The 17,188-nt window shown below is 35.9% G+C and carries 12 protein-coding genes, 2 pseudogenes and 1 riboswitch; of the genes and pseudogenes, 11 read left to right on the top strand and 3 right to left on the bottom strand.

Translation table 11 applies throughout. From position 1 onward, the window contains the following. Positions 1-9 precede the first annotated feature (9 nt). Positions 10-1,206, top strand: a complete 1,197-nt coding sequence (locus AKG34_RS11240; protein ID WP_053348081.1) for an aminotransferase-like domain-containing protein — start codon at positions 10-12, stop codon at positions 1,204-1,206. 55 nt (positions 1,207-1,261) lie between these two features. Here AKG34_RS11240 and AKG34_RS11235 read toward each other — a convergent pair whose 3' ends face one another. Continuing rightward, positions 1,262-1,480, bottom strand: coding sequence for a hypothetical protein (locus AKG34_RS11235; protein ID WP_053346156.1), 219 nt, complete (start codon positions 1,478-1,480; stop codon positions 1,262-1,264). A 243-nt stretch (positions 1,481-1,723) separates the two neighbouring features. On the opposite strand from AKG34_RS11235, the gene AKG34_RS11230 reads away from it, so the two are divergent. From AKG34_RS11230 to AKG34_RS11205, 6 genes and pseudogenes are all read left to right on the top strand, one after another. Further along, positions 1,724-2,608, top strand: coding sequence for a hypothetical protein (locus AKG34_RS11230; RefSeq protein WP_053346155.1), 885 nt, complete (start codon positions 1,724-1,726; stop codon positions 2,606-2,608). A gap of 579 nt (positions 2,609-3,187) precedes the next feature. Then, positions 3,188-4,802, top strand: a pseudogene (locus AKG34_RS11225) (amidohydrolase). Positions 4,803-4,957: 155 nt separating this feature from the next. Next, positions 4,958-6,190: a Zn-dependent hydrolase gene (locus tag AKG34_RS11220; protein ID WP_053346154.1), complete on the top strand. Its 1,233-nt coding sequence runs from the start codon at positions 4,958-4,960 to the stop codon at positions 6,188-6,190. A 189-nt stretch (positions 6,191-6,379) separates the two neighbouring features. Continuing rightward, positions 6,380-6,580, top strand: coding sequence for a DUF3311 domain-containing protein (locus AKG34_RS11215; protein ID WP_053346153.1), 201 nt, complete (start codon positions 6,380-6,382; stop codon positions 6,578-6,580). Then, positions 6,577-8,067 (top strand): sodium:solute symporter family protein, encoded by a 1,491-nt coding sequence (locus AKG34_RS11210; RefSeq protein ID WP_053346152.1) that lies wholly within the window; start codon positions 6,577-6,579, stop codon positions 8,065-8,067. Before AKG34_RS11215 ends, AKG34_RS11210 begins: the two co-directional genes overlap by 4 nt. A 138-nt stretch (positions 8,068-8,205) precedes the next feature. Further along, the gene (locus AKG34_RS11205) at positions 8,206-9,072 is read left to right on the top strand and encodes a nitrilase-related carbon-nitrogen hydrolase (RefSeq protein ID WP_053346151.1); all 867 of its coding nucleotides are present in this window, start codon (positions 8,206-8,208) and stop codon (positions 9,070-9,072) included. Between the two features lie 118 nt (positions 9,073-9,190). Here AKG34_RS11205 and AKG34_RS11200 read toward each other — a convergent pair whose 3' ends face one another. Continuing rightward, entirely contained in the window at positions 9,191-9,760 is a 570-nt protein-coding gene (locus AKG34_RS11200) for a peptidoglycan-binding domain-containing protein (RefSeq protein ID WP_053346150.1), read from the bottom strand. A gap of 474 nt (positions 9,761-10,234) precedes the next feature. On the opposite strand from AKG34_RS11200, the pseudogene AKG34_RS28855 reads away from it, so the two are divergent. Further along, positions 10,235-10,375, top strand: a pseudogene (locus AKG34_RS28855) (permease); the annotation flags it as partial. 709 nt (positions 10,376-11,084) lie between these two features. Here the strand turns inward: AKG34_RS28855 and AKG34_RS11195 are convergent. Then, the gene (locus AKG34_RS11195) at positions 11,085-11,459 is read right to left on the bottom strand and encodes a Na-translocating system protein MpsC family protein (RefSeq protein ID WP_053346149.1); all 375 of its coding nucleotides are present in this window, start codon (positions 11,457-11,459) and stop codon (positions 11,085-11,087) included. A gap of 245 nt (positions 11,460-11,704) precedes the next feature. Continuing rightward, positions 11,705-11,846: riboswitch (cyclic di-AMP (ydaO/yuaA leader) on the top strand. Positions 11,847-12,833: 987 nt separating this feature from the next. Here AKG34_RS11195 and kdpA point away from each other — a divergent pair. Genes kdpA through kdpC form a run of 3 tightly spaced genes read left to right on the top strand, consistent with a single transcriptional unit; the run spans position 12,834 to position 17,151 of the window. After that, complete coding sequence (gene kdpA / locus AKG34_RS11190) at positions 12,834-14,507, top strand: potassium-transporting ATPase subunit KdpA (protein ID WP_053346148.1); 1,674 nt, start codon at positions 12,834-12,836, stop codon at positions 14,505-14,507. 22 nt (positions 14,508-14,529) lie between these two features. Continuing rightward, the gene (gene kdpB, locus AKG34_RS11185; protein WP_053346147.1) at positions 14,530-16,569 is read left to right on the top strand and encodes a potassium-transporting ATPase subunit KdpB; all 2,040 of its coding nucleotides are present in this window, start codon (positions 14,530-14,532) and stop codon (positions 16,567-16,569) included. Positions 16,570-16,593: 24 nt separating this feature from the next. Continuing rightward, a complete protein-coding gene (gene kdpC / locus AKG34_RS11180; RefSeq protein ID WP_053346146.1) occupies positions 16,594-17,151 on the top strand; it encodes a potassium-transporting ATPase subunit KdpC in 558 nt (185 codons plus the stop codon). Positions 17,152-17,188: the final 37 nt, after the last annotated feature.

Genomic DNA, 17,188 nt, shown 5'->3' with positions numbered 1-17,188 from the left:
ATGGTCAAAGTGAATGTTGAATCTTTTTTTTCTAAAAACATTAAAGTGGCACTTAAGAATGATCCGCCCGGTGCATGGATGCCAGATCTTCCAGATGGTTGTATTCGCTTGAGTTCAGGCTATCCGGATCCTGCTCTCGTTCCTGCTGAGGAGCTCAAGGGAGCAGTAGCAAGACTTCTTGATGAGGAGCAGGATTTGCCGCTCCATTATCTCGGAAGTCCACGTATTGCAAGACTGAAGCAGCAACTCCAGATAAGATTGGCAGAACGTGGAATTTGCGTTTTGGAAGAACAGCTTTTGATTACATCAGGAGCTTGTCAGGCGATTGATCTTATTGCCCGCATTCTCCTTGATGATAAAGCGGTCGCAGCGGTGGAATCTCCCACCTATATGGAGGCTTTAGAGATTTTTCAAAACTATACAAAGCAAATTATTAGTATACCTATAGATGAACACGGACTCCAAACATACCGATTAAAAGAAATGCTGGATGAAAGGAAACGTACAGGTCTCACCCTCCCGCGTTTTCTATATACCATCCCATCCTTTCAAAATCCAACTGGAACGACTATGACAACTGAGCGCCGGAAGCATTTATTGGAGCTTTCCATCGAGTTTGATTTCCTCATTTTAGAAGATGATGCATACGGAGAATTATCCTTCGATAAAAGTCCGCTGCCAATAAAATCTTTTGATAAATGCGGACGAGTCCTTCACGTTGGTTCATTATCCAAGGTAGTGGCGCCAGGAATGCGAATTGGATGGATAGCAGGAGAAAGTGAATTCATTAAGGCTTTAGAGTGGTTTAAAAAAGATTTAGACCATCCATTTGCTCAAAGTACAATGGCTGTATACTTAGAAAACACCGATCTTGAGAAACGACTCGTCCTTCTAAAAGATGTGTATCGTACTAAATGTACTGCGTTAATCCGTTCGTTGGAACAATTTCTTCCAGAATCCGTTTCCTGGTATGTACCAGAGGGTGGTTACTTTGTATGGGTGAGGATTCCAGGTGTTGATACGTCTCATTTATTATCACAGGCTTTAGCTGATGGTGTTTCGTATGTTCCAGGGAAATACTTTTTCTTGGATCAAAAGGATGGAATCGAGTTTCTCCGGCTCTCGTTCAGTTATGCCAATGAGAAAGAAATAATCAAGGGAATTCGAAGACTAGGACAGCTTATCTCATCTGTTTATCAAAGATAGTCCTGAAGGATTGTTAGTTAGTTGTGTTAATCATTGCAATGATTAACACTCTAAGCTATTTCGAAGCTTTTTTGAAAATGAATTTGAATACGCCTACTTCCTTAAAGGAGGTAGGTTTTTTGCTAATGAAAGGATTCTTTATCTCTTTCGCGATGATTTTATGGACAAATGCTTTCATTCTTTGCGTAAACGAAATCATTAGTATTGCAGCACCGGCCAAGATTATAAGAAAAATTCCGAGTAAACTTAGCAAAATCTTCTTAGATTTACTCATAAATCCCCCTTTTCTTTAACACCTAATTTCATTATTTTCCATATTATTCTAACATTTGTGTAGCTTATAAAGATCCAAAAATATTAGAATATATAAACTTGAAAGTCTAAGAAATTTGAGAGACCTCCTGAATATTAGCAGTTTTGTTTTCTGTGCTTTGTGAAACTATTTGAATCCCTCTACATAATAGAAATATTTTGATACAATATTTAAGTAAAGAGGACCTCAAAGGGAGCGATTTTCTTGGATACTTTTCAAAGAGAAATGAATCATAATCGAGATGAATTCAGAAGAACTAGATGGACAAGGCATCGTGAACAAGTTAAAGGATTATTCGATGCTGTTTTTTTGAAAAAAGGTTTAGTTGATAACGTAGCAATATTTGGTGCAGGCAATTGCGATGATCTAGATCTTGACCATCTTGCGACTAAATGTAACTCCATTTATTTATTCGATATAGATATAGAAAGTATGAAAAAAGGTACGAAGCATTTTTCAGAAAGTACTCGTAATAAAATCAAACTGATTGAATTCGATGTAACAGGGTTGAATAAAATAGATTTTGAACATAAGCTTTCTTTTTTGCTAGAGCGTGGGGAAAAAGTCAATGATATTGTAAGATTTCTGAAAGATACTGAGAATCAGTTAGGTCAGATAGCGGATGGAGTTTTCGCTGATTATAGTAATCATTTTGATATCGTTGCAACATCCGCAATTTATACCCAATTATTTTATAATTGGGCAATAGATACACTTTCTGAATATGAGCACCAATATGCGAAGGAAGAATTAGAAAAGATTAAGGATGGCTTTCTTGACTTAAGAGATCAAATTGTACTTACTTTGCATCACTCAATTTCTAAATGTTGCGTTGAAAATGGGTTTTATATTACATGGTCTGATATTTTAAAGATAGAGTCTGAGTATATGGATACTTTTAATAAAGGGCTTAATGCCATCTTTGCTTTAGCTTCTAATGTAGGGTATGGTGCAGCCCTGATTGGAATAAAAGATTTTATGGAAAAAGTGGATAAAAGTGAACTATCCCTTAGATATTGGCCATGGGACTTTAATGAAAATAAACAGTATTTGACTATGGGGCTTATTGGGAGGTTTCAACAGATTTAATAGGTAAAATAAAAAGAAGAAATTTAAAAGGATAGATTAAGCCATCTCATAGGCTTTATCTATCCTTTTCTAGTAAGAAAAAGTCTTCCTTCAAACATTTCAAAGTAAAAAGGAATACCACTCTAATAAGAAGGAAATGATGCAGGAGATTTAGTTATGTGTGAATTGAATTCTATAATTCGTATTGCGAGTTAGAATATTCCTGTTCAATAGAGGTTACATGTAGGTACATATCAATGCTTGCTTTCTCTATATCCTCCTTTAATACGCCTCGATAAATAGGAAATTTTACCCCTGGATAATTTGCGAATAAGACATAATCATATGAAAAGTATAAAAAATCGATGAAATTTTTAACTTTTTGTCTAATGTATATAATTCCTAAAGTAGATATAATGAAACTACTGAAAACTGAATATTCAAAAATGTGGTCCTTGAAGGTATCTTAAAAGGACGAGTGTAAGTATTGGGAGAATACTAGTCAGCATTATTTTGGTTATGAAAAAGGGAATTAACAGATCAGAAGTAAGGTTTTAAATACTGTCTCTTTAAAAGCGAAGTTCAATAAGGGGTGTGTTTATGCAAGCTGATATTGTGTTCATTAACGGAGAAGTTATTACAGTTGATCAAAAGAATAAAGTAGTCGAAGCGGTAGCGGTGAAAGGGAATCGTGTCTCAGCAGTTGGTTCAAATCGAGAAGTTAAGGACTTTATCGGAGAAGAAACGAAAGTGATCGATTTGCAAGGAAAGACACTACTTCCAGGATTTATTGATGCTCATATTCACCTTATTTTATACGGAGTTAATCAGTTGGCAGTAAGTTGTAAAGATGAGCATATCAAATCTATAGAGGATTTGTTAAATGATTTGAAGGAGAAAGCATCTACCATTCCAAAGGGTGAATGGATACGTGCTTGGGGATTCAATGAAACGGTTGTGAAAGAAAAGCGTTATCCAACAATAGCCGAGTTGAATGCAATTTCAGTCGAACATCCAATTATAGTATCCCGTACATGCAGTCATATAAGCGTGGTTAATAGCAAGGCGTTAGAGCTTGCCAAAATTAATGAAAACTCTGAGAATCCTACGGGAGGGATTATTGAAAAAGATAAGACGGGAAGGTTTACAGGCAGATTAATTGAAACAGCAAATATGAAAATGACTGAAATTGCAAGTTATACAGAAAGTGAACTTATGAAAGCAGTGAAAATTGCGTCAGAGCATTTCGTTGCAGCAGGCATAACAAGTATTCATGAAGCAGGTGCTTATGGTTCTGAGAGTTTCCGTTTACTTCAACAAGCTGTTAAAAGTAAGGATATTCGTGTTCGTATATATGCAATGATTGGTTCATTAAATAATTCTCATGAATTTGTTAATAAAATGGTAGAAGCAGGTGTAGTAACCGGAACTGGGGACGAAAGATTCAAAATTGGACCGGCTAAATTGTTTACAGATGGAAGTAGTACTGGTCCTACGATTGCCACTCGTGAGACATACTCCAGTGACCCTGACAATTTTGGCATTCTTTATTATAGTGAAGAAGAAATCTATCAAGTTTTAGGTCAAGCACATAAAAAAGGCTATCAAATCACTGTGCATGCTCAAGGGGATAGAGCAATTGAAATGTATTTAAATTGTGTAGAAAAGGCGTTGGAGGAATCACAAAGATCATCGCCACAGAATTGAGCATGCGGGGATTTCATCGCCAGATTTACAAGAGAGAATGAAAAATCTCGAACTCATCCCTATCCCAAACCCTCCATTTCCTTATGAATTCGGGGATATATATATCCAACACTATGGTAATCGAGTCAACCACATGTATGCTGTTCGTGATTTTATTGATAATGGCATCATTGCAGCAGGTGGTTCAGATGCTCCAGTTACTGATTATAACCCTTTATTAGGTATTCACGTTGCTGTTAATAGAAGAAGCCAATTTGGTTCTGAAATAGGTGTTGCTCAATCGATTAGCGTAATGGAAGCCATTAAACTATACACTTGGAATGGCGCCTATGCGAGTTTTGAAGAAGATATTAAAGGCAGCATAGAGGTAGGCAAGTTGGCAGATTTCGTGGTTTTAACTGACAGTATTTTAAAAGTTAACCCGCTTCATATTAAAGATTTACAAGTAGAATCAACGATTATAGATGGTGAGATTCTATATCATAGAGAATCATTAGTGGAAATATAATCTATCGTAGAGGGTCCTTCACATTACTTTTTCAATGCAAGAGTAGTATTTTCACTGCAAGGATTTCCCGAAGAGCTTACATTTTTTAAAAAAGTGAAAAGCCGAAAAAATCGCTTTAAGAAATTTAGCAGTTTATTTGAAAGGGGATATGCTCTATGAAAAAACAAAAATTATTAATTAATGGTGAAAGGCTAAGTAAAACGCTTGAAAAATTTGCGGATTTTGGACGAACAGTAAACAATGGAGTCACTCGCCTATCACTGACTGAAGAAGATCGTTTAGTTCGTGATTACTTTTGCTCTTGTTGTGAAGAATTGGGAATGACCATTAAAGTTGATGATTTGGGGAATGTTTACGCAACTTTAGCAGGAATTGAAGACAAACCGCCGATTGTAATGGGTTCACATATGGATACAGTAAAAAAGGGTGGACGGTTTGATGGCATCTTAGGAGTAGTTGCTGGTTTAGAAGTTGTGCGAACCCTAGTAGAAAATAATATCAAACCCAAAATCCCGGTTATGATTGTTAATTTTACTAATGAAGAAGGAGCCAGGTTTGAACCTTCTATGATGTCATCGGGAATCCTTTCAGGAAAATTCGAAAAATCTATTATGCTGCAAAAAACAGATAGTGAAGGAACTACTTTTGAAGAAGCATTAAATGCTAGTGGGTATGCAGGTGAAGTAGAGTCTCGTTTAAAAGAAGCCACAGCATTTTTAGAGTTGCATATTGAACAAGGACCTATTCTTGAACGTGAGTCACTAACCATTGGTGTTGTTGAATGTGTGCTTGGAATGGTTTGTTATGAAATCGAAGTAACAGGGGAATCTGATCATGCCGGAACCACTCCTATGAATATGAGAAAAGATGCTTTCTTTACTACGAATAGCTTAATCACAGAGGCTCGTCAAAAACTGGGTATGCTTGACGACGATTTAGTTTTTACGATGGGAAGGGTAAATGTGTTTCCTAATATTCATACGGTTATTCCAAATAAAGTTATTTTCTCGTTAGAAGCTAGACATAAGGATCCAAAAACTATTAGACAGGTAGAGGAAATAATTGAAGGACTTACAACACCAGGCTCAAAAGATGGATGTGAAATCCAAGTAACAAAATTATGGGACCGGGATACCGTTTGGTTCGATAAGTCAATCTGTGATTTGTTAGAACAATCTACTAATTCATTAGGTCTTTCATATAAAAGAATGGTAAGTGGAGCTGGTCATGACGCCCAGTTCATAGCTAGTTACATTCCAACTGCTATGGTTTTTGTCCCAAGTATTAACGGTAAAAGTCATTGTGAAGAAGAGCTTACCACATGGGAAGATTGTGAAAAAGGAGTAAATGTGATTTTAGAAACTGTACTTGCCATACAGTCTAAATAAGAATTCTTAGTAAGAATAATTAAAATAGAATTGATTTGTAATTTGTTTGTATGGATTTAAGAACATAAAAGGGTGACTAAATGTTTATCCATCATACCATCAGTAATGGATAAAAGAATCCTTACTGATGGTGATTCACTTAATCTAAAGATTAACTATTGAACCTACGAATTACAGGGAGGGTATAATTTGAATGCTATTAAGCTATTACTCTGGGTACCATTCATAGGGTTTTTAGTTTTTCTGCCCTATGCAAATAAAATAGAACCTTACATATTAGGAATGCCTTTTTTGTTATTTTGGGTTGCATTTTGGATGGTGATGGCTTCGGTTATTTTAATGATTGTATATAAGTTCGATCCTGATAATAAAGGGAGTGATCTAGAATGAATATTTCATTATTTATTATTGCTATCTTCTTAGTTCTAGCTCTTTATTTAGGGATAAAAGCAAGAAAAGGAAAGGATATGGATATGGAGCAATTTGCCGTAGGCGGCAGGGGCTTCGGTACATTCTTTATTTTTCTACTAATTGCAGGTGAAATTTATACAACATTTACGTTTCTCGGTGGAAGTGGATGGGCTTACTCAAAAGGAGCAGCGGCTTATTACGTTCCTGCATATATATTCTTAGCCTATGTACTATCTTATTGGTTAGTGCCCAAAATATGGAGATATTCAAAGCAACATTCAATTATTTCTCAGCCAGATTATTTTGCATCAAAATACAGCAGTCGTTCAATGGGGATGTTAGTGGCTGTTTTGGGAAGTTTGGCACTTGTACCTTATATAGTTATACAACTCAAAGGGTTAGGGATAATTGTTTCAGAAGCTTCTTACGGAGCAATTTCACCAGTTGCAGCTAGTATAATAGGTGCGATCGTTGTAACAACTTATGTAATGATATCAGGTATTCATGGCTCAGCATGGACCGCTATACTTAAAGATTTTATGATATTGGTAGTTGTAATATTTTTAGGTATTTATATTCCGTTCCATTACTTTGGAGGAATTCAGCCAATGTTTGAGACGGTTCAGTCTGCTAAACCTGAAATGCTAATCTTAGCTGATCAAGGGCTGAGTCAATCCTGGTTTATCTCCACGGTTTTGTTAAATGCTTTAGGGTTTTATTTATTACCACAAACATTCATGGTTGTTCTTTCGTCAAATGGAGAAAGAACGCTTCGTAAAAATGCAATTGCTTTACCACTATACACCTTGTTATTGCTCTTTGTCTTTTTCATAGGTTTTGCAGCTATTATGGAAATCCCGGGTTTGCAAGGGGCTGATGGAGATCTTTCGCTTTTAAGATTAGCGATACAAACATTTGATCCATGGGTAATCGGATTAATCGGAGCTGCAGGCTTATTGACCGCTCTAGTTCCGGCTTCCGTTATGCTAATGGCTGCATCGGTAGGGCTAACAAATAGTTTTTACAAAGTTTTAGTTCCAGCAGCTAATGAGAAACAACAATTAATTGTCTCAAGATTAATAATAATTGGTATCTCAATCATTGCCTTAATCGTAACGGTAACAGGTGGCGAAGCGCTAGCCATCTTGAATATCATGTCATATAGTTTAATTACTCAATTAGCACCTGCATTATTTTGCAGTTTACCAAAAAGCAATATAATTAATAAATATGGAGCAATAGCTGGGATATTTGCTGGAGTGCTTATTGTTTTATATGCGACAATTTCAGGTGTGAAAATAGCTACATTTTTGCCGAATATACCACACGTAATTAATGACATCAGTACAGGTGTTATAGCGTTGTTAATAAATATAATAGTAACGTTTATTGTAAGTGGACTAACTAAAAATATCACTATTCATGGTAAGCAAATGAATAATATGAATAAAAGTAATATTTCCTAATTCCTACTCTAGTTTGTAGCAGTCATGTCATTCACTATTCGTTGGAATGGCTAACTAGACCAGGGAGGGCTTTGGGCGTATAAATGAAATTAATGATTATATCATTGCTACAAAAAGAAATAAATTGGGAGGGGTTCTGTGAAAGTCCAAATAACTGCTTGTCAATTTCGTGTAGAAAAAGTAGCATCGTTTAATGAATTCCAGAAACAAGTAGAAGACTTAATCAATCAAGTTCCCGAAAACTCAGATTATATTATTTTTCCTGAACTGTTAACTATCGGGTTATTAGCGACTTTTCCGGATCAGAATGCTTCGTCATTAATCAAGATCGACGAATATACCACTCAATATAAAGAACTTTTTAGTTCGATTTCAAGAAAAAGAAAGCAGGTTATCATTGCAGGCTCACATCTTGAATGTCGTGAAGATGAGTACTTTAATATTGCATACATTTTTGATAAAGATGGATCTTATGTTGAACATAAAAAAACCCATATCTTTCCTGCTGAAGCAAATTGGCAAACCTCTGAAGGGAATACACTTGAAGTGTATTCTATAGGTCCTGTTAAGATTGGCATAGCTGTGTGTTATGAAGCTGAGATACCAGAAATATCAAGAATCCTAAGTGTAAACGGAGCAGACATTATTTTCTGTCCATCATACACTTTTACTGAGGCTGGTTTTTGGAGAGTACGCCATTGTGCTCATGCACGTGCGATTGAAAACCAAGTATACTTTGTTCATTGTCCTACTGTTGGTGAACCAGGAGACCCCCTACCTAATGGATATGGGCGTGCAAGCATATTAAGTCCTTGTGACAAAGCTTGGCTAGCCAATGGGGTAGTAGCTGAAGCAGAAGGTAATAAACATACAGTAATTACCGGTACAGTGGATATTGACGAACTCTATGAGAATCGGAAAAGTGGTGCAGCAACAACATTTAAGGATAGAAAGCGCCGTAAAGATGTTTATACAAAGTATGAGCCCTATATGCTGCTGAAATAATGTACAACTTGTTAAATAGACTCTATTGTTATGGTAAGGTAAGGCTGTCGAGAAACCCTCGACAGCCTTACCTATTTGTCTTAGTTGATTCACATGATGGCTTATTTATTCACTATGCCTATTCTTGATAATTAAAGAGAATGTCCCAGGTTTCTGGACCAACAATTCCGTCTACTTGTAATCCGAATTTTTTCTGAAATTCCTTTACTTTGACTTGAGTTTTTAGTCCGAAAATACCATCCACTTTAATTGATCCCCCTGCGTCATTAAGCCGCGCTTGAATTCTGGTCACATTCATACCTCGATCTCCCATTTTAATAACATGACCTGGATAAGGAAACTCGGTTTGATAAAGTGCAGTCCAAGTGGACGGTCCAACTATCCCATCTGTGTTCAAATGTCTTCGCATTTGAAATTCTTTGACCTTCTTAAGCGTTATCGAACCAAAAATGCCATCCACTGATATTGGGACGTTGTTCTTGTTTAATTGGTTCTGTACTTTCCTCACTTCAGGTCCTCGATCCCCGTATTTTATGACATGACCCGGGTAAGGATCACTTGCATTTACATAATGAGTGATGATATTGGATTTGACGGTCGTTGAGGCTTCAGTCATTGTAGGGAGTAAAATTTGAAGCACTATGAATCCAGCTGTAGACACTCCTATTAAGGATTTTTTCATGCTCATACCCATTTCCTCCTGAAATATTAAAATGGTAAACATAACACAGGTATAACTCTTATTTTTTACATATTTTGTATATGATGTAATTATATACTCTAATGAGTTCTGATGCAAAAAATTCAGGACAAATGCAAGTATTCTCTAAATCTTGGACATAATGATACTACTACTGTTCAAAATGTGTTGGATCTGTATGGAAAACCAAAATTGTTTATAGTAACATTATCACCTAAACATGGATTGCTAACCGTGAGATGATACCCACGCCCACGCGGTACGAATTGAGCTCTCGTAATGAAGTTGAAATGATGGAAGTACGTGGCTTATTAATGGCTTACTCAGCAATAAATATACCTGCTTTCACAATGATATAGTAATTTGATGTTGTTAAGTTTTATAGTCAATGTCATAAGACTTATAATATCGTAATAATACATTCCTCAATTTATAAACAAAGTTAAGGTGAGGATACTTGCTATGTCAACCATTTTACAATTGAATACAATATTTATCAGTATCTTAATATAAGCATTTCCGTTTGTGTTAATCGATGTTTTTGTGGCTGGAAAAATAAAGATGTTTGTTAGTGAAGAAATGGTTGGGAAAGTGGTGCCGAAGACAACCTAAAACAGTAGTTATTACGGAGATGAAGATTATAAAGAGTTAAGGGAGGAAGAATTTAAGGCACTCTCCACAAAAAAAGAGTATTGTTTTAAATGATAAAAACTACCTATAAGGATTAAATACCCTATATAATTTCCCAGGTAACTTTATGGACATTGAGGTTGATGGTAGTACATTTTAAGGAGAAGCAGTGAGTGCTAAACTGCTTTCTGTAATACGGTATCGCTGATTCAGGTGGGAAATTATCCTCAATTTATTACCAGCCATTCAAAGCAACTATTTCGTATCTCATAGCCCAAGATTGTAATTCAATTGAAGATTCTGACAATCCTTACACCTATAAAAAGTATTAAATTGCTGGAATTTAAAATGCAGAAACATAATAAGTACAAATTACGGTCTTAGATTTAACGAAAACGAAAAAACATCGGTTAAGATGACAATAATCATAGTCATCTTACTGATGTTTTTTATCAAAAAAGATCAATAAAATAATCCAGCTTTCGACCATATCGGTTACAGGATGTTATTGATGAATAGGATAAACATCCGACAAATTCTCAAATAAAAATAATCTTAATATAGTGATTTATTCTAATCGTATCTTGAGCCTTTAAGGATATATTTTGTATTAATACTAAACAAGTTCGTTCAAAAACTTCAATACTTTTTATCTTCATAATTTCAAATCAAGTACTATTACCTATTTGATAGTTTCTAAGTACCTCTCTAAATCCTTATCCATAATAAAAACTTCGATTCTTTCACCTGTTTTAGTGCTAATATCACTATGGGAGGAAAGAACCTTGCATCCAGTATGATCTTCAACTATTTTTTCGTAATCCTTGGTGTACATTTCACGAAGAAGCGAACGCATTTTTTTTACAAGTTTTTTGCCGGAATTGTGACTGACAAGGTGCTTTTCTTCCACTGTCAGGACACCTTTAAAACGAGTAATTAACATGTCATTGATTATATATGTTTTGGCTTCCTGTGGTCCTCTGCCAATAAGATCACGCTGGAATTTAATAAATGCTTCACTTATTTCAGCCTCAAGTTTCTTTTTAGAATTTAACATATTGCCTCCATTTTATCTCAGGAATTTTATGGGGTTTATCATAATGCCCCATCTAAGTTCTTGTCAATATGAGTTTGTAAAACTTTAGAAAAATCCGTAATATATAGGATTTTAGAGTAAATAAAGGTTTTTATGGATAAATTTGATTGAAATGGACTTATATGAACGAATATGAAGTTTTTTCGAGATTTAATGAGGTTTACAAACCTTTAATGGTGAGCGTAGAATAATCCTCATAAATAACAATTTGATATCGGCCAAATCTCAAGTAATTGAGAACGGAGGACCCACTATTATTGGGGTTAATTCTGCATTTGCAGAAGGGATGAGACACTCTTTCGCCATCCTACCCGTCAGCTAACTTCGTCGGCTAAAGCGAAGGAGGTCATTAGACCACCTTAATTCAGGAGGCTTTTTTTGTTGTGATTAAAGCAAAAAAGCAACCTGTCATTTCAGTAGGTCTTTTTATTATGCCTATAAATGAAAAGGTTTCTTGGAAGACTGATCGCAGAGAGAGCTGTATAGCTTGCTAGGCGTTAAGTAGACCAATGAGTACTTTTTCTCCAACAATATGTTTGCTTGTGCAAGTCATTCTTTTTTCCGCTGCGTGAATGTTTTTTACGCTGCTGGAATCTGAATAGAATTTGCATGGCTGCATACTGGAGAGAGAGTAAGCATTGGTCTATTTTTTTATGTTTTAGTAGTCAGGATTATCTAACCAAGAAAAAATTAAGCGTGGAAAACAAAAAAAGTAAGTGGAGCGATTGTATGGGAAAAGTACTGATTAGAAATTATTCAAATTTAGTAAAGAATAGCATCTTGGCTAGCCATATGCACACAAATAATCTGTAAATATTTTACTATGACAAAAAGTGGTTTAAGATCACTATCAATTTTCCCGAATGCACGAGCTTTTTATAACTGTATCTCTTTCCTAATTCTCTTATTGATGGAATTAACATTGTTAGAATTTTTTCAGAGTTCAAACCTTACAGACTAATAGTAGTCACTTGTCATAACCAATATATTAGCATGTGTAAAAGAATGGGAGCTGATTGTGTTATCGGATTTTAACAAACAATGTTCTCTAGTTTAATTGCCAGTAATTATTAAGCGGTGAAAAAAAGAAATTTATTCTTAATGATTGTTTGGAATGAGAAGGGAGAAATTCACATGGATTTTGTATCGATATTACTTATAGCTATAACTTTTTTTCTCTTTTTAGGATTTATTCTTTTTTGTAACAAAGTTATAGAAAAAGAGGGAGAGTAGATAATGTTTTTATTTCTTATCGTCGGAGCGATTACATTGTATTTAATTCATGCTCTAATTTATCCAGAAAAATATTAATAGTTACTAACGGAGGAAAAGTAAATGGATTTATTACAAATCGGCGTGGTATTGGCACTTGTCGTTATATTAGCCATACCAATGGCCAAATATTTAACGAATGTTTATTCTCTTGAAATAACAAAACAAGATAGCATGTTTGGAAAAATAGAACGAGTTATTTTCAAACTATCTGGCATTGATACAAATGATATGAGATGGCAGCAGTATGCCAAGGCACTGCTATTGAGTAACTTAGTAATGTTTATTATCTCGTACATTATCATTCGCTTTCAAGGTGTTTTACCAGGTAACCCTAGTAAGATAGACAGCATGGAGCCATTATTGGCATTTAATACTGCTGCAAGTTTTCTTACAAATACCAATTTACAGCACTATAGTGGAGAATCGGGTCTTTCTTATTTATCTCAAATGGCAGTAATTATATTCTTGATGTTTACGACACCCGCTACTGGTCTTTCATTATGTATGGCATTTTTTAGAGGGTTAACGAATCAGCGGAGTATAGGAAACTTTTATGTGGATTTAATCCGTTCGATTACTCGGGTGCTACTTCCATTATCTATTTTGATTGGTTTAGTTCTAGTGTCACAGGGGGTGCCGCAAACACTTAATCCTACAGCAATTGCTAACACATTAGAAGGAGCCACGCAAAATATTGCAAGAGGTCCTGTAGCTGCATTAGAGTCTATCAAGCACATTGGTACAAATGGAGGAGGATTCTTTGGGGTCAACTCAGCCCATCCATTTGAAAATCCTAACGGTTTTACAAATGTCTTGGAAATATTATCTATGTTTCTTATACCTGCCGCTCTTCCATTGACTTTTGGATATATGGCGAGAAATAAGAAACAAGGCTGGATCCTTTTTTCAGCGATGGGATTAATGTTGCTTGTCTTCTTAAGTATTACTTTTATCAATGAAAAAAATGGTAATCCAGCATTAGAGAAAATAGGTCTTTCACAAGAGAATGGGAGTATGGAAGGAAAAGAGGTTCGTTTTGGTATTGCTCAGAGTGCATTATTTACAAGTGTGACAACAGCTGCTACTACAGGCTCTGTTAATAATATGCATGATACCCTTACTCCACTCGGAGGCATGGCACCACTGGCAATGATGATGTTGAACTGTGTGTTTGGCGGTGATGGAGTAGGGACGGTAAATATCCTTATGTATTCAGTAATGGCTGTATTTCTTGCCGGACTTATGGTTGGCCGTACACCTGAGTTTTTAGGTAAGAAAATTGAAGGAAAGGAGATGAAATTAATAGCAATAGCGATTCTTCTGCATCCATTAATCATCTTAGTACCCTCTGCTATAGCTTTAGCAACACAGTTGGGTTCATCGGCTATTTCAAACCCTGGTTTTCATGGTATTTCTCAAGTAGTCTATGAGTTTACTTCTTCTGCAGCCAATAATGGTTCTGGTTTTGAAGGTTTAGGTGACAATACACCATTTTGGAATATTTCGACTGGTTTAGTCATGTTGTTTGGCCGTTACTTCTCAATGATTGCAATGATTGCTGTCGCTGGATCATTACTCGCTAAGAAACGTGTTCCAGAAACAAACGGAACATTTAAAACAGATAATAGTACGTTCCTTGTTATTCTTTTAGCTACTGTTTTAATTATTGGAGCATTGACTTTCTTCCCAGTAATTGCACTTGGGCCAGTCGCTGAGTGGCTAACGATTAGATAAATGTTGAAAAGGAGTATTCCAAATGAGTACAAAGCGTAAAGCAAACGTAAGTAAGAAAATTGTTTTAGAGGCGATTAAAGATGCGTTCAAAAAATTAAATCCAAAAGTAATGGCTCGTAATCCAGTTATGTTTGTAGTTGAAATAGGGTTTGTTATTACCCTTCTCCTTTCAATATTCCCTGCACTTTTTGGTGGAATATCAGAAAGAGGATATAACATTGCAGTGACCATCATTTTATTTATGACCATTATTTTTGCTAATTTTGCTGAAGCTCTGGCAGAAGGACGCGGAAAAGCACAAGCTAATAGTCTTAAAAAGACAAAGCAGGATACTAAAGCAAGGTTAATCCTGAAAGATGGCAGCATAAAAATAGTCGATGCCACAGAACTACGCAAGGGCGATACAGTTTTAGTGAAAGCCAATGATTTAATTCCAACGGATGGTGATGTAATCGAAGGAGTGGCTGCTGTAGACGAATCAGCAATTACTGGTGAATCAGCTGCTGTAATAAAAGAGTCTGGTGGGGATTTTAGTTCGGTAACAGGTGGAACAAAAGTTATTAGTGACTATATCAAAGTCAAAGTAAGTACTGATCCTGGGGAATCTTTCCTTGATCGTATGATTAACTTGGTAGAAGGAGCTAAAAGACAAAAAACACCAAATGAAATTGCCCTAAGTACTCTGCTTGTTAGTTTGACACTTATCTTTTTGCTTGTATGTACTTCGCTAGTACCTATTGCTTCATATATCAAAGTGACATTGCCAATCGCTACCTTAATAGCATTACTGGTATGCTTGATTCCTACAACAATCGGAGGTCTACTCTCTGCTATTGGAATAGCAGGAATGGACAGAGTAACACAATATAATGTAATTGCGAAGTCTGGAAAATCGGTAGAAGCAGCTGGTGATATTAACACGATCATCCTTGATAAAACGGGAACCATCACACATGGTAACCGCATGGCTGCTGCCCTTTTACCGGTTAATGGTATAAGTCAAGAAGAGCTTAACAAATTTGCGGTATATTCATCTTTACATGATGAAACTCCAGAAGGCCGTTCTGTCATAGAATTTGCAAAAAAATCCGACTTGTCTGAAAAAGAATTAGATAAATATGGTACAGAAGGGATAGAGTTTACTGCTGAAACCAGGATGAGCGGAACAGACTTTTCTGATGGGAAAAAGGTCAGAAAAGGTGCAGTGGATGCAATAATCGAGTACATCCTGTATCAGGGGGGAAGAGTCCCAAGTGATTTAAAAGACATTAGTGATAAAGTGGCCATGCAAGGCGGAACGCCACTGGTTGTTATAGAAGGAAATCGTGTACTAGGTGTTATTTACTTGAAAGATACAGTAAAACCAGGTATGAAGGAACGTTTTGATGAATTACGAAAAATGGGCATTAAAAGCGTGATGTGTACTGGTGATAACCCTTTAACTGCTGCGACTATTGCTAAAGAAGCCGGAGTAGATGATTTTATTGCCGAGGCAAAGCCTGAAGATAAAATTTCTGTTATTAAGAGGGAACAAGCGGAAGGTAAACTTGTAGCAATGACCGGAGATGGCACAAACGATGCGCCTGCGTTGGCACAGGCTGATGTAGGATTGGCTATGAATACAGGGACAAATGCAGCGAAGGAAGCTGCTAATATGGTGGATTTGGATTCAGATCCTACAAAAATCATTGAAGTAGTAGCCATTGGAAAACAATTGCTTATGACCCGAGGTGCTTTAACAACCTTTAGCATTGCGAATGATGTGGCTAAATATTTTGCGATAATCCCTGCTATGTTCATGTTGGCTATTCCTCAAATGAAAGCTCTAAATATTATGGGATTAGCAACACCTCAAAGTGCTATATTATCAGCTTTGATATTTAACGCCATTATCATTCCATTGCTAATACCATTAGCAATGAAGGGTGTTAAATATGTTCCTATGAGCGCCACAAGATTGTTAACAAAGAATTTGTCTCTATATGGATTAGGAGGCGTGTTAGTTCCATTTATCGGAATTAAATGTATTGATTTAATTCTTGTGATGTTTAGAGTAGCTTAAAATTAAAAATAAGGGTGAGAATTCATGTTAAAGAATATACGTACAGTTTTCGTACTACTATTTATTTGTGGAATTGCGTATCCGTTACTGATGACAATGCTAGCTCAGGTGATATTGCCTGTAAAAGCAGAGGGTAGCTTAATTAAAAATGAATCGGGTGAAATTATAGGCTCCGAAATGATTGGCCAATCTTTTAAAGATCCGGGATACTTCCACGGTCGTATTTCTTCCATTAATTACGACGCAGCTGGCTCAGGTACGCCAAACTATTCTCCATCAAATAAGGAAATGATTGAACGGACATTAAATGATATTGAAGAATTTTCAAATGAAAACCCTACAGTAGATAAAGCAGATGTACCTTCTGACTTAATGACAAATTCGGCTTCAGGACTTGATCCAAATGTTTCTCCTCAAGGAGCGATTGTTCAGGTTCCCCGTATTGCAAATGAGAGAGGATTATCTGAAAAAAGTTTATATAATCTTGTTGACGAATACACGGAAAGTCGTTCATTTGGACTTTTTGGTGAACCTCGAATTAATGTTTTGAAGTTAAATATAGCATTGGACGAACTAGAATAATTTTGATTAGGAGAGTTTTTCCACTCTCCTTTTACCT

The sequence above is a fragment of the Peribacillus butanolivorans genome (genome assembly GCF_001273755.1).
Lineage (GTDB): Bacteria > Bacillota > Bacilli > Bacillales > DSM-1321 > Peribacillus > Peribacillus butanolivorans.
Note: the sequence above shows the minus strand (reverse complement) of the source record. Positions and strands in the feature narration are given on the sequence as shown.

Coding starts and splice junctions, on each gene's coding strand:
- AKG34_RS11235 (WP_053346156.1), bottom strand. CDS start 1,480: ATGAGTAAATCTAAGAAGATTTTGCTAAGTTTACTCGGAATTTTTCTT.
- AKG34_RS11220 (WP_053346154.1), top strand. CDS start 4,958: ATGAAAAAACAAAAATTATTAATTAATGGTGAAAGGCTAAGTAAAACG.
- AKG34_RS11210 (WP_053346152.1), top strand. CDS start 6,577: ATGAATATTTCATTATTTATTATTGCTATCTTCTTAGTTCTAGCTCTT.
- AKG34_RS11200 (WP_053346150.1), bottom strand. CDS start 9,760: ATGAGCATGAAAAAATCCTTAATAGGAGTGTCTACAGCTGGATTCATA.
- AKG34_RS11195 (WP_053346149.1), bottom strand. CDS start 11,459: ATGTTAAATTCTAAAAAGAAACTTGAGGCTGAAATAAGTGAAGCATTT.
- kdpA (WP_053346148.1), top strand. CDS start 12,834: ATGGATTTATTACAAATCGGCGTGGTATTGGCACTTGTCGTTATATTA.
- kdpB (WP_053346147.1), top strand. CDS start 14,530: ATGAGTACAAAGCGTAAAGCAAACGTAAGTAAGAAAATTGTTTTAGAG.
- kdpC (WP_053346146.1), top strand. CDS start 16,594: ATGTTAAAGAATATACGTACAGTTTTCGTACTACTATTTATTTGTGGA.